The organism is Blautia sp. HCP3S3_C12 (assembly GCF_052064155.1).
Lineage (GTDB): Bacteria > Bacillota > Clostridia > Lachnospirales > Lachnospiraceae > Blautia_A.
On the sequence record NZ_JBQHWC010000001.1, the window covers coordinates 124693 to 137482 of the forward strand.

The 12790-nt window shown below is 41.9% G+C and carries 17 protein-coding genes; 15 read left to right on the forward strand and 2 right to left on the reverse strand.

Annotation, left to right across the window (positions count from 1 at the left end):
- The first annotated feature begins 23 nt into the window (after positions 1-23).
- The 12 genes from infA (at position 24) to ACTNDS_RS00645 (ending at position 9286) form a co-directional block, all read left to right on the forward strand.
- Positions 24-242: a translation initiation factor IF-1 gene (infA, locus tag ACTNDS_RS00590; protein ID WP_005428560.1), complete on the forward strand. Its 219-nt coding sequence runs from the start codon at positions 24-26 to the stop codon at positions 240-242.
- Between the two features lie 226 nt (positions 243-468).
- Positions 469-582, forward strand: a complete 114-nt coding sequence (gene rpmJ, locus ACTNDS_RS00595) for a 50S ribosomal protein L36 (RefSeq protein WP_026077040.1) — start codon at positions 469-471, stop codon at positions 580-582.
- Positions 583-897: 315 nt separating this feature from the next.
- Entirely contained in the window at positions 898-1266 is a 369-nt protein-coding gene (gene rpsM / locus ACTNDS_RS00600) for a 30S ribosomal protein S13 (protein WP_008707282.1), read from the forward strand.
- 52 nt (positions 1267-1318) lie between these two features.
- Complete coding sequence (rpsK, locus tag ACTNDS_RS00605; protein ID WP_019162483.1) at positions 1319-1714, forward strand: 30S ribosomal protein S11; 396 nt, start codon at positions 1319-1321, stop codon at positions 1712-1714.
- Positions 1715-1745: 31 nt separating this feature from the next.
- A complete protein-coding gene (rpsD, locus tag ACTNDS_RS00610; protein ID WP_173743538.1) occupies positions 1746-2339 on the forward strand; it encodes a 30S ribosomal protein S4 in 594 nt (197 codons plus the stop codon).
- A 61-nt stretch (positions 2340-2400) separates the two neighbouring features.
- Positions 2401-3360 (forward strand): DNA-directed RNA polymerase subunit alpha, encoded by a 960-nt coding sequence (locus ACTNDS_RS00615; RefSeq protein WP_019162481.1) that lies wholly within the window; start codon positions 2401-2403, stop codon positions 3358-3360.
- A gap of 102 nt (positions 3361-3462) precedes the next feature.
- On the forward strand, positions 3463-3999 hold the full coding sequence (locus ACTNDS_RS00620; protein WP_441032509.1) for a bL17 family ribosomal protein: 537 nt from the start codon (positions 3463-3465) through the stop codon (positions 3997-3999).
- Positions 4000-4258: 259 nt separating this feature from the next.
- Complete coding sequence (locus ACTNDS_RS00625) at positions 4259-5173, forward strand: phosphatidylinositol-specific phospholipase C/glycerophosphodiester phosphodiesterase family protein (protein WP_441032512.1); 915 nt, start codon at positions 4259-4261, stop codon at positions 5171-5173.
- Complete coding sequence (locus ACTNDS_RS00630; RefSeq protein WP_303243461.1) at positions 5163-6500, forward strand: MurT ligase domain-containing protein; 1338 nt, start codon at positions 5163-5165, stop codon at positions 6498-6500. Before ACTNDS_RS00625 ends, ACTNDS_RS00630 begins: the two co-directional genes overlap by 11 nt.
- A complete protein-coding gene (locus ACTNDS_RS00635; RefSeq protein ID WP_303243462.1) occupies positions 6497-7219 on the forward strand; it encodes a type 1 glutamine amidotransferase in 723 nt (240 codons plus the stop codon). The genes ACTNDS_RS00630 and ACTNDS_RS00635 overlap by 4 nt, the downstream gene beginning before the upstream one ends.
- A 1-nt stretch (position 7220) precedes the next feature.
- Positions 7221-7826, forward strand: a complete 606-nt coding sequence (locus tag ACTNDS_RS00640) for a hypothetical protein (RefSeq protein WP_441032517.1) — start codon at positions 7221-7223, stop codon at positions 7824-7826.
- 17 nt (positions 7827-7843) lie between these two features.
- Positions 7844-9286, forward strand: coding sequence for a substrate-binding domain-containing protein (locus ACTNDS_RS00645; RefSeq protein WP_441032520.1), 1443 nt, complete (start codon positions 7844-7846; stop codon positions 9284-9286).
- 110 nt (positions 9287-9396) lie between these two features.
- Here the strand turns inward: ACTNDS_RS00645 and ACTNDS_RS00650 are convergent, their stop codons facing one another.
- Positions 9397-9969 (reverse strand): xanthine phosphoribosyltransferase, encoded by a 573-nt coding sequence (locus tag ACTNDS_RS00650; protein WP_173743532.1) that lies wholly within the window; start codon positions 9967-9969, stop codon positions 9397-9399.
- Positions 9970-10141: 172 nt separating this feature from the next.
- Between ACTNDS_RS00650 and ACTNDS_RS00655 the strand changes: the two genes are divergently transcribed.
- The 3 genes from ACTNDS_RS00655 to ACTNDS_RS00665 all read left to right on the forward strand — a co-directional run bounded on the left by ACTNDS_RS00655 (position 10142) and on the right by ACTNDS_RS00665 (position 11687).
- Positions 10142-10369 carry a hypothetical protein gene (locus ACTNDS_RS00655; RefSeq protein ID WP_195565570.1) on the forward strand — a complete coding sequence of 76 codons (228 nt, stop codon included), beginning with the start codon at positions 10142-10144 and terminating at the stop codon, positions 10367-10369.
- A gap of 109 nt (positions 10370-10478) precedes the next feature.
- On the forward strand, positions 10479-10826 hold the full coding sequence (locus ACTNDS_RS00660; RefSeq protein ID WP_118593090.1) for a metal-sensing transcriptional repressor: 348 nt from the start codon (positions 10479-10481) through the stop codon (positions 10824-10826).
- A gap of 30 nt (positions 10827-10856) precedes the next feature.
- Positions 10857-11687 (forward strand): P-loop NTPase, encoded by an 831-nt coding sequence (locus tag ACTNDS_RS00665; RefSeq protein WP_195565571.1) that lies wholly within the window; start codon positions 10857-10859, stop codon positions 11685-11687.
- A gap of 76 nt (positions 11688-11763) precedes the next feature.
- Here ACTNDS_RS00665 and ACTNDS_RS00670 read toward each other — a convergent pair whose 3' ends face one another.
- Positions 11764-12642 carry a LysR family transcriptional regulator gene (locus tag ACTNDS_RS00670; RefSeq protein ID WP_055052560.1) on the reverse strand — a complete coding sequence of 293 codons (879 nt, stop codon included), beginning with the start codon at positions 12640-12642 and terminating at the stop codon, positions 11764-11766.
- Positions 12643-12790: the final 148 nt, after the last annotated feature.

Below are 12790 nucleotides of genomic sequence, written 5' to 3' on the forward strand. Positions count from 1 at the left end.
GGACGACATACAGGAGGTTTAAAATGTCAAAAGCAGATGTAATTGAAGTGGAAGGCACTGTTCTGGAAAAGCTGCCTAATGCGATGTTTAAAGTGGAACTGGAGAACAAACATGTGGTGCTTGCACATATCAGTGGAAAGTTACGTATGAATTTCATCCGTATTCTTCCCGGAGATAAAGTTACAATTGAACTGTCTCCGTATGATCTGTCCAAGGGCAGAATTATCTGGAGAGATAAATAAGAAATATTGACTGCATTTGGTGCAGTGATGAGAAAGAGGGCCGGAGAAATCTGGTTCTCTTTTTTTGCGCTGTAAAGGAAATGCGTAGAAAATGCGATTTTATTTAAAAAAGTGCTTGCATTTTATTTTTTGTTGTGATACTATATAACCCGAACGCGCAGATAGTATGTCTTTTTGCGTGTTCAAAACTGCAGATTTTAATGAATTTACGGAAGGAGGATTTCCAGTGAAAGTAAGATCATCTGTAAAGCCGATCTGCGAGAAATGCAAGATCATCAAGAGAAAAGGATCCATCAGAATTATCTGTGAGAATCCAAAACACAAACAGCGTCAGGGTTGATTCACTGATTCAGGTTTGTGAAACGTGCGGCTGCAGTGTGAGACACCCGGAAGGGTTGTTCAGACTGTTTAAATAGTTTTAGCATGTATTGCCTAATACCGAGAGGCAACGTTGGCCCGTTGGCCGCAACATTCGGAAAGGCTGCTATTCGCCAATTGCAGCTGGGTGTTTTACCGAGGCACCCCAATTAGGAACTAAGAAATAATGAAAGCAGGTGACAGATGCACCCCATTTCACCTTGCGGATCAAATGGATCAGTAAGTGGTGTACAGGCACTATGGAAGCTTTCAAGTAAGAAAATGGAGGAAACAGTACATGGCTCGTATAGCTGGTGTAGACTTACCAAGAGAAAAACGTATTGAAATCGGTCTTACCTATATTTATGGTATTGGTAGACCAAGCGCTGACAAAATTCTTGCAAAGGCTGAGGTTAATCCTGACACACGTGTCAGAGATCTGACTGATGACGAAGTAAAGAGACTGAGCGCAGTAATTGATGAAACAATGACAGTAGAAGGTGACCTTCGTCGTGAAATCGCCCTCAACATTAAGAGACTGCAGGAAATCGGATGCTACAGAGGTATCCGTCATCGTAAAGGACTTCCGGTTCGTGGTCAGAAGACTAAGACCAACGCTAGAACACGTAAAGGTCCTAAGAGAACAGTAGCTAACAAGAAGAAATAATTCTTTGTAACAAATATATTTGATAATCAGGAAAGTGTAGGTTAGTTTTAAAATGGCTAAAGTGACAAAAAAAGCGACAACAAAACGTCGTGTCAAGAAAAACGTTGAACACGGACAGGCACATATTCAGTCTTCTTTCAACAATACAATTGTTACCCTGACTGATAATGAAGGAAATGCTCTTTCATGGGCAAGTGCCGGTGGTCTTGGATTTAGAGGTTCAAGGAAATCTACTCCTTATGCAGCACAGATGGCAGCTGAGACTGCAACAAAGGCTGCTCTTATTCATGGTTTAAAAACTGTAGACGTTATGGTAAAAGGACCAGGTTCTGGACGTGAAGCAGCAATCCGTGCCCTTCAGGCATGCGGACTGGAAGTAACAAGCATCCGTGACGTAACTCCGGTACCACACAATGGTTGCCGCCCACCAAAACGCAGAAGAGTCTGATTGATTTAGAATATTAGGAGGTATTTGAGAAATGGCAGTAAATAGAGTGCCTGTTCTGAAAAGATGCAGATCCCTTGGCCTGGATCCGATTTATTTAGGAATTGACAAAAAATCCACAAGACAGTTAAAACGTGCAAATCGTAAAATGTCTGAGTATGGTTTACAGTTAAGAGAAAAACAGAAAGCAAAATTCATCTACGGAGTTCTGGAAAAACCTTTCCACAACTACTATGACAAAGCTGACAGAATGCCTGGACAGACTGGTGAAAACCTGATGATCATGCTGGAGAGCAGACTTGACAATGTAGTATTCCGTATGGGATTTGCAAGAACAAGAAGAGAAGCTCGTCAGATCGTTGACCACAAGCATGTACTTGTAAACGGAAAATGTGTAAACATTCCTTCCTACCTTGTAAAAGCTGGTGATCAGATCGAAATCAGAGAAAAATCCAAAGGTTCTGAGAGATACAAAGCTGTTCTCGAAGTAACAGGTGGACGTCTTGTTCCAGAATGGATCGATGTAGATCAGGAAAACCTGAAAGGAACTGTAAAAGAGCTTCCAAACAGAGCTGCTATCGATGTTCCGGTTAACGAGATGCTTATCGTCGAGTTGTACTCCAAATAATCCATAGGATTATAATTAATACCCTCAAACTTTCATTAACCCAGAAGGAGGGAACCCTATAGTGTTTGATTTTAATAAACCAAAAATCGAGATTACTGAATTATCCGAAGATAAGAGATTTGGCAGATTTGTAGTTGAGCCTCTGGAAAGAGGATATGGACTTACATTGGGAAATTCTTTAAGAAGAATTATGCTGTCTTCCCTGCCGGGTGCAGCAGTAAGCCAGGTCAAAATTGATGGTGTGCTTCACGAATTCAGCTCTATTCCGGGCGTAAAAGAGGACGTAAGCGAAATCATCATGAATCTGAAGAGCCTTGCGATCAAGAACCACAGTACAGATAATGAGCCGAAAACAGCATACATTGAGTGTGAAGGTTCCGGTGTGGTAACTGCAGCAGAAATTCAGGCTGACCAGGATATCGAGATCATGAATCCGGATCAGGTGATCGCTACCTTAAATGGTGGTAAAGACTGCAGACTGGCTATGGAGCTTACTATTACAAAGGGTCGTGGATATATCAGTGCTGAAAAGGGTAAATCTGATGATATGCCGATCGGTGTACTTGCAGTGGATTCCATTTATACACCGGTTGACAGAGTAAATATGAGTGTAGAGAATACCCGTGTTGGTCAGGTAACTGATTATGATAAGCTGACACTGGATGTGTATACAAATGGTACACTGGATCCGGATGAGGCAGTAAGCCTTGCAGCAAAAGTATTAAGCGAGCACTTAAGCCTTTTCATTGATCTTTCCGAGAATGCAAAGACCGCTGAGGTTATGATCGAGAAAGAAGACAATGAAAAAGAAAAAGTTCTGGAAATGAGCATTGATGAACTTGAGTTATCAGTTCGTTCCTATAACTGCTTGAAGAGAGCCGGCATTAATACAGTTGAAGAATTATGTAACAAGACTTCTGATGATATGATGAAGGTTCGTAACCTGGGTCGCAAGTCATTAGAAGAGGTTCTTGCAAAACTGAAAGAGCTGGGATTACAGCTTCAGCCAACAGAAGAGTAAGAACTCCCCTAACGAAGAGATTATACGGTGGGAATGCCTAAGCAGCCGGACAGTAAGACCGAACAAGCGTGTCCGGCTGTCCCACAGATGGAGGAAAATCAAATGGCAAAATATAGAAAATTAAGCAGAACTTCTGATCAGAGAAAAGCATTACTGAGAAGCCAGGTAACAAGCCTTTTATATCATGGAAAAATCGTTACCACAGAAGCTAAAGCAAAAGAAATCCGTAAAATCGCAGAGAGCCTGGTAGCTATGGCTGTTCGCGAAAAAGATAACTTCGAAACTGTTACTGTAACTGCTAAAGTTGCACGTAAAGATGCTGAAGGCAAGAGAGTGAAAGAAGTTGTTGACGGAAAGAAGAAAACTGTATACGATGAAGTTCAGAAAGAGATCAAGAAAGATACTCCTTCCAGACTTCATGCTCGTCGTCAGATGATGAAAGTTTTCTATCCGGTTAAAGAAGTACCTGCAAAGGGCGCCGGAAGAAAGAAAAACACAAAAGACGTAGATATGGTTGCTAAAATGTTCGAAGAGATCGCTCCAAAATATGCTGACCGTAACGGTGGTTACACAAGAATCGTAAAGATCGGACCACGTAAAGGTGATGCAGCAATGGAAGTACTCATCGAGTTAGTATAATTGCTTAAATTTCCAAAAACAGAGCTGTATATATGTGGCGTAAGCCATGTATATACAGCTTTTTACGTTATAGGAAATTACTCTATAATGTGCCTATAACATAAAAATTTGCAGGAATAATTTTCTCCTTGATTATTAGATGAGGATAGCGTAAAATCGTAGAGAACAATGATTTATACTATTTAGCAAATCTTTATAAAATACATAAGTGAAGATCGCAGGGGAAAATGCATAGGAACCTGTGATCAGGAGAACATAATTGAAACAAGATAAGAAGAAAAGTAAAGCAGGAATATTTGGCCGAATGCTGCTTCTTTTTTTGGAAATGATGGGGATTGCAGCTTTTTTGTGGGGGCAGGAGGTATTTCCTGCTTCTGTAACTACACCGGCTTTTTCCTGGGAGAATTATAAAACTGTGGCACATGCACTGGGAGGAATCGGAGATAAGACCTATCTGAACTCAAAGGAAAGTTTTCTGGCCAGTTATCAGATGGGATGCAGACTGTTTGAGGTAGACCTGACAAAGACTTCTGATGGCGTCTGGGTATGCCGCCACAGTTGGACACAGCCTATGGGACAGTGGGAAGGAGATAAGGCAAGAGTTCTTTCTGAAGCAGAGTTTCTTTCCAGTCCTATCTATAAAAAATATACACCTATGACCCTGGCAGATTTTCTGAAACTGCTGAAAAACTATCCTGATGCATTTGTGATGCTGGATTCCAAACAGTATTCGGTGAGAAGCTACCAGACCACAGTGGAGGATTATGCAGACTATCTGGAGATCGCGGAAGCTGCGGGAGCAGAGGAAGTGTTGGATCAGATCATACCTGAGATTTATACGCAGCCTATGTTTGCAGGAACTGCATTGCTTTATAATTTCCCAACTTATATCTATTCTCTGTGGCAGGAATATTCTGTAAAGGACCTGAAGGAAATTGCATCTTTTTGCAAGGAAAAAGGGATTCCTGCAGCTACCGTATATTACAAATATTGGAGTGAAGATGTGCAGGATATTTTTGACAAAAAGGGAATAAAGCTTTATATTTATACTGTAAATGATCTGAAGGAAGCAAAAGAATATATGCAGAAAGGTGTTGCCGGCATATGTTCCGATTATCTTCAGGACAGAGATCTGAATTTGGATAAAAAGGATATAGATAAACATGAAAATTAGAGTGATGATTGCTGTGACTGCAGCAAAACTGGCAGGATACATCTGCAAGAAAATGGGAAGGCAGGGGGTGACCTGGGCTGGTAAGATCGCGCTGGGTATCTGCCCGGATATTCTGGAACAGCTTTCCTCTCAGGTGCGCAAGGGCATTTTTGCAACCTGTGGAACCAATGGAAAAACCACAACCAATAATATGCTCTGCGCAGCTCTGGAGGCTGAAGGGCAGAAGGTAATCTGTAACCATACAGGCTCCAATATGTTAAATGGAGTAGTGGCAGCTTTTGTACTTGCTGCGAAATGGAATGGAAAGATTGATGCAGATTATGCATGCATTGAGGCAGATGAAGCATCAACCAGACATATTTTCCCACGGATCAAACCGGACTATATGCTTTTGACAAATCTGTTCCGGGATCAGCTGGATCGTTACGGTGAGATTGATATTACCATGAAGATCCTGGAGGAAATGATGCAGAAGATTCCGGACATGAAGATCATTGTCAATGGTGATGATGCCCTGTCAGCCTACCTGGCTATGGATGCCGGAAACCCATATGTTACTTATGGAATCAGTAAACCTGTGATACAGTCTGCAGCTAATGAGATACGAGAGGGACGTTTCTGTAAACGCTGTGGAGAGAAACTGGAGTATGGTTTCTATCATTACAGCCAGTTAGGTGACTATCACTGTCCGAAATGTGGTTTTGCAAGACCTGAGCTTAACTTTGATGCTGAGGATGTAAAGGTGGGAGATCAGTTAAGTTTCCGGGTGGAGGATAAGCATATAGTTGCCAATTATAAGGGTTTTTATAATGTATATAATATTCTGGCTGCTTATGCCGCAGTACGTACAGCAGGATTTGCGGGAGATCATTTCCAGGATATGCTTCAGAAATTTAATCCTGAAAACGGCAGAATGGAGCAATTCCGAATCATGGGAACCGGAGTTACCCTGAATCTTGCAAAAAATCCGGCAGGATTTAACCAGAATATTTCTGCTGTGATGCAGGACAAATCACCTAAGGACATCATAATTGCCATTAATGATAATGCCCAGGACGGGACAGATATTTCCTGGCTGTGGGATGTGGATTTTGATCTTCTGGGTGAGGAGAGCATCCGATCAATTACAGTCAGTGGTATCCGTTGTCAGGATATGCGTCTCCGTCTGAAATATGTGGATATTCCTTCTATTCTGGAGGGCGATGTGGAGAAGGCAATCCGTGACCGTGTAAAAGATGGAGTAGGAAATCTGTATGTACTGGTAAATTACACCGCATTGTTCAGTACCAGGAATATTCTGAAGAAGCTGGAGGGTGAGAAATCATGAAAATTACAATAGGGCATTTATATCCGGATCTTCTGAATCTGTACGGGGACAGAGGAAATATCCAGTGTCTGATGAAGAGATGTCAGTGGCGTGGAATTGAGGCCGAGACTATTCCCTTTGAACTGGAGGATGAAATTGATTTTTCAAAGCTGGACATTGTGCTGCTGGGCGGAGGTTCCGACCGTGAGCAGATGCTGGTATGCGAAAAGCTTAAGGAAATTCAGAAGGATTTTAAAGCCTATGTAGAGAATTATGGAGTTGTGATCGCAATTTGTGGTGGTTATCAACTTTTGGGAAATTATTACAAAACAGAGCAGGGAACCATGAAGGGACTGGAATTGGTAGATCTGTACACAGAGCAGGGAGAAGGACGTCTGATTGATAATATCGTACTGCAAAGCGATCTGTTTGATATGCCTATTGTAGGTTTTGAGAATCACGGAGGAAGAACCTATATTAAAGATAATAAGCCCTTGGGAAAGGTTTTATATGGTGCAGGAAATGACGGAAAATCAGGATATGAGGGCGTTGTATATAAAAATGTGATCGGAACCTATCTTCACGGACCTCTTCTGCCAAAAAATCCACAGCTTGCAGACTGGCTGATCAGCCATGCGCTGGAACAGAAGTATGGAAAAAAGATAGAACTTGCACCGCTGGATGACAGTCAGGAAAAAGAAGCAAATGAGTATGTATACCACAGATTTGTAAGGGGATAATATGGCGAAATCATGTAATCAAAAGAGTAAGATTTTATATCTGGAAAAGATGCTGAACGAAAGTGCGGGAGGAAAGCCTATTACTATGCAGGAAATCCTGTTAACTCTTGAAGAGCATGGAATCCGTGCTGAGAGAAAAAGTATTTATGATGATATGGAAACTCTCCGGGAATTTGGTATGGAGATACAGTATAAGAGAGGCCGTGAGGGCGGTTACTATCTGGAGCGGTCTGCAGATCCTGAGATACAGCAAGAGAAGTCTGTACAGGAGGAAAAGAAAACAGAAGCTACAGAAACAGTGAAGACAGAAGTGGTAAAGACTGTAGCTCCTGAAATCCCTGTAAAAGGGGAAAAGGAGTTGAAGTTTCTCTGCAGAAATTCTGTAAAAGAAAAGATTTTTGATACTTTTGGAAAAGATATTTCCTGTAAAGCCAAGGGAAGTGATAATTTTCTTGTTGTTGTACAGACAGAGCCTGACGAAAAATTTTATGGCTGGCTGACTTCTATGGGAAGAACTGTACATATTGTGAAGCCAAAGAAAGTGGCTATTGCTTATCGAGATTATCTGAAAAGTATTGCCAGAGACTATAAGGGAATTGAAAAATAAGACTGGGAGGATCGGCTATGAAAAAAAGAGCAGTGGGAATTCTGGTGGGAGTGATGGTTTCTTCCATGCTCCTCTCTGCCTGCGGAAGCAATGAGGCCAAAGAGGCAGCAAGCGAGAGTGTGCAGGTAGAAGAAGAGGGAACCGGTGAGAGAACGGAAGAGGGAGAAAAAGTAGAGACTACAGAGGCAGAGCAGAAAGATACTGCCCAAAGCAGTGATGAGAAAGACAGCGATTCCAAAGACAGCGCAGAGGATCAGTCGGAAGCACCGCAGGCAGAGGATAACAGCGAGGATGCCCAGGCAGCAGCACCGGCAGGGAAAATAGGAATCCTTCTTCCGGAAAAGAATGATAATGCAGCTGTGGATGAGACAGAAATGTCTAAGGCGATCGCAGAGGGTGGCTATGAGGCAGAAGTGAAAAATGCAGAGGGAGATTCCACTCAGCAGATTTCACAGATTCAGGAATTCATTGATCAGGAAGTATCTGCACTGATCATTGATCCGGTGGACCCTTATGCATTGACAGATATTCTGGAGACTGCCAAGGAGAAAAGTATTCCTGTGATTTCTTATGACACGCTGATCCGAAATACGGCAGCAGTGAATTATTATGCCTGCGATGATACCCGAGCTATCGGAAAAGAGGTTGCCGGTCAGATTATTAAGAACATGGATCTGGATAAGGCACAGGAAGAAAAACAATCCTATACCATTGAGTTCCTGATGGGATCTACAGATGACAATGGGGCACTTTTCTTTTGTAATGGTGTTCTGGAAAAGCTTCAGGAATATCTGGATGATGGAACTCTGGTATGCAAATCCGGAAATATGACCTTTGATTCTACCGGAATCCTTCGTTGGGACCAGGACGCTGCACAGGCGAAGATGAAATCCATATTGGATGAGTTTTACCAGGAAGAAAAAACACCGAATATTATTATCACAGCGTCAGATGAATTTGCAATTGGAGTGCAGGAGCTTCTGGAAGAACGTGGAATCCTGTCAGACAGTGAAGAATGGCCTGTGATCACAGGATATGGAAGTGAGATGCAGGCTGTAAAGGATGTGGCAGAGGGTAAGATCACACTGACAACATATTTGGATAGAAAAGAGCTGGCGCAGGGTGGAGCAAAGATGGCGCTTGACTATCTTGCAGGAGAGAAAGTAGATGTGAAGGATTATTCCCAGTATGATAATGGTACCAAGATTGTGGGAACCTTTACCTGTGGGGCACAGCTGATCGATAAGGATAATTATCAGATTTTGGTTGATAACGGAACCTATGATGAGGAAGAAATCAAGCCGGATCCAACACCGACTGCTACCCCGGAACCGACTGCTACCCCCGAACCAACATTGACCCCGGAAGTAACTTCCGATCCGGAGGCAACGATAACTCCGAAGGCAACTGTGACACCCACAGCAAGTGGGACTCCGGCTACAGCAGACAAAACAATATAACCGGATTGAGAATATCCTCTTGACAATATTAAGAACCCCGCCGCAGGTTACAAAGCAACCTGCTGACGGGGTTCTGATATTCTTGATGGTGTTGTAAACAGAAAAATGGATTATTCACGGAAGGTAAGGGAGTCATCAGTCATGGAATCTACGATTGCCAGAGATTCCAGGCGGATACCCATATCACGGATCTCCTGACCGCCATGCTGGAAGCCTTTCTCAATAACGATTCCTGCACCCTCAAGAGTTGCTCCGGATTTCTTTACAATGTCGATCAGGCCCAGAAGTGCACAGCCATTGGCAAGAAAATCATCGATCAGGAGCACATGATCCTCAGGTCCCAGAAATTTCTTGGAAAGAATAACATCATATACTTTTTTATGGGTAAAGGATTCTACCTTTGTAGTATACATTTCGCCATCCAGATTTACGCTCTGCGCTTTTTTTGCAAAAATCACAGGTACATTAAAGTACTGTGCTGCGATACAGGCAATACCGATACCGGAAGCTTCGATGGTAAGAATCTTGGTGATGGGACAGTCAGAAAAACGACGCTTGAATTCCTTGCCGATTTCATTGATGAGAGTGATATCCATCTGATGGTTTAAGAAACTGTCTACTTTTAAAATATTTCCCGGTTTTACGATTCCATCCTTAAGAATACGGTCTTTTAAAAGTTTCATTAGATTTCTCTCCTTCTATGTAATTAATTATAGTATGATAAAGCAACTGATGTGCTATTGATAATTGTATCTATGATACGATATAATCTGTCTCAGTGCAATTATTTTTGACAAAAAAGGAGAAAAAAATTATAATATTACCAGAAATGAACCGCAGGGGAGGACATAAGAGATGAAAGAATATGAACTGATATGGGAAATTTTTAATAAATGTCCGCGGAATCAGATGAGAGATGTTTTTGTGGAAGAACTGGAACTTGAGGATCCGGAAGAATATATCAGAAATAAATTCAAAGGAAAAGAGGTTTCCTATGAGAAAACCGTTCTGGAGGACGGAACCATTATTTTTGATATTATAACTTCACAAATAAAACAGCGTTGCTCCTTTACAGAAATTTGACAAATGTGGTATAATATTAGTTATGCTGTAAATTCAGACAGATGTCAGGATCAAAAGTTAGTTTGTCCCTGATATCTCAGATACATTCTGAAAAAGAAAGGAGAATGTTATGGCCGAGGAACAAAAGACACATACACATGTACTGGAGGATGGGACGGTAGTTGAACATTCTCACGGGGAACATGGACATCATCACAGTCATGCACATACAAAGGCAGTGCTGAATCGTATGTCCAGAGCAATCGGGCATATGGAATCTATTAAACGCATGATAGAGGACGGAAGAGACTGTGCGGAAGTTCTGATACAGCTTTCAGCAGTGAAATCTGCCATCAATAATACTGGCAAGATTATTCTGCAGGATCATATTGAGCATTGTATTGTAGATGCAGTGGAACATGGTGACAAAGATGCAATCAAAGAACTTGAGGTAGCAATTGACAGATTTGTAAAATAATATGGATAAATATAAAGGAGAAGATTAATTATGGCAAAAGAATGTAACAACACTTCATGCGACAAAGCAAGCTGCGAGGGTTGTTCCAGCAGCAAAAAACAGCAGAGCTTTCTGGCAGAAATGAATGCTCAGTCAAATGTAAAACATGTGATCGGAGTTGTCAGCGGAAAGGGTGGCGTTGGTAAATCCTTCGTAACAGGCTCCCTGGCAAATATGATGGCAGCACAGGGATACAAGGTTGGTATCCTGGATGCGGATATCACAGGACCGTCCATTCCGAAAATGTATGGATTAAAGGGTGCAGCAATGGCAAATGATGAAGGTATCTACCCGATGATCACAAAAAACGGGATCAAGGTAATGTCCATCAACCTTCTGCTTCCTACAGAGGATACTCCTGTAATCTGGAGAGGTCCGGTTCTTGCAAATATGGTAAAACAGTTCTGGACAGATGTTATCTGGGGCGATGTAGACTATCTGTTTGTGGATATGCCTCCTGGAACAGGTGATGTTCCGCTTACAGCATTCCAGTCTCTGCCGATTGAAGGAATCGTGATCGTAACATCACCTCAGGATCTGGTTAAGATGATCGTTAAGAAAGCCTTTAATATGGCTGAGATGATGAAGATACCGGTACTTGGAATCGTAGAGAATTACAGCTATGTGAAATGTCCGGACTGCGGAAAAGAGATCAAAGTATTTGGTGAGAGCCATATTGATGAGATCGCAGCAGAGCTGAAGGTTCCTGTACTTGGAAAAATGCCGATCGATATGGATTATGCAACTAAGGCAGACGGTGGTTTCTTTGCAGCAATCGATAATCAGTATATTACTGATGCACTGGCTGTAATGCCGAAATAAGAAAAAGAAGTTCTCATTCAGTAGGAAACGCGATTATGAAAATTGTTGTTTCAGTACTGAGTGAGGACTTCTTTTATTATATGGAAGTAAACATTTCAATAAAGCGTTCAGCAGCCTGAGAGACAGTAAGACTGTCATGTTGAGCAAGTACAAGCTGACGTCCGGGAAGAGGCTCCTTTAGCATGAGCGGTGTCAGCTGATCATTTTCTTTTAACATATAATCAGGAACACAGGCAATTCCCAGTCCGATCCTTGCCAGATCCAGAAGCAGGTCATTACTGTTTAACTCTACTTCAGGAAGAAGCTTGAGATTATGGGCTGTAAATGCTTCCCGCAAATATTCACTGGTGGTACTTTTGGGGGAAAGCATCAGGATCGGATAGTTCAGAAGCTCCTGCAGTTCGGTCTGAACAGTGTGTACAGGAAAGTAATCCGTATTGGCAACAAACACATCGTGAAATTCTTTTAACACACGGGTCTGAAAATGACTGCCAAGCCTGGAATTAGGACAGTTGCATACAATCAGATCTGCCTGACCCTTTTCCAGAAGCTCTGCACAGCCGATGGAGGTACTGTTTGTGACTTTAATGCGGACATCAGGATAGGTCTGATGGAATTTCTGCAGATAATCAATGAGAAAATACCGGCAGATCGTATCGCTGGCAGCAATACGCAGCTGGCCTTTCAGCAGATTGTCTCCGGACAGGAGAGATTCTCCCTCATCCAGAAGCTGGAGCGCAGGTTTTACATGCTGGAGCAGAAGTTCTCCTTCAGGAGTTAATAATACTTTCTTGGTACTTCGGATAAAAAGAGGATGATTCAGCTTTTTTTCCAGGGTTTTAATGGACTGGCTGACTGCTGACTGGGAGATAAAAAGCTGTCGGGAAGCCTCAGAAAAGCTCAGGGTGGTGGCAACATAGTAGAATACTTTGTATAATTCCAGATTAATATCCATAGAAATAAATCCTTTCATAAAATAATATGATGATATAAATTGTCTGCAGCAATGGAACTTTAGAGCTTGTATGTCTCTGGATTTTAGCATATTCATTCCAAAACATTTCACGGATAGTGATTAATTAGTTACATTAATAAAAATATAA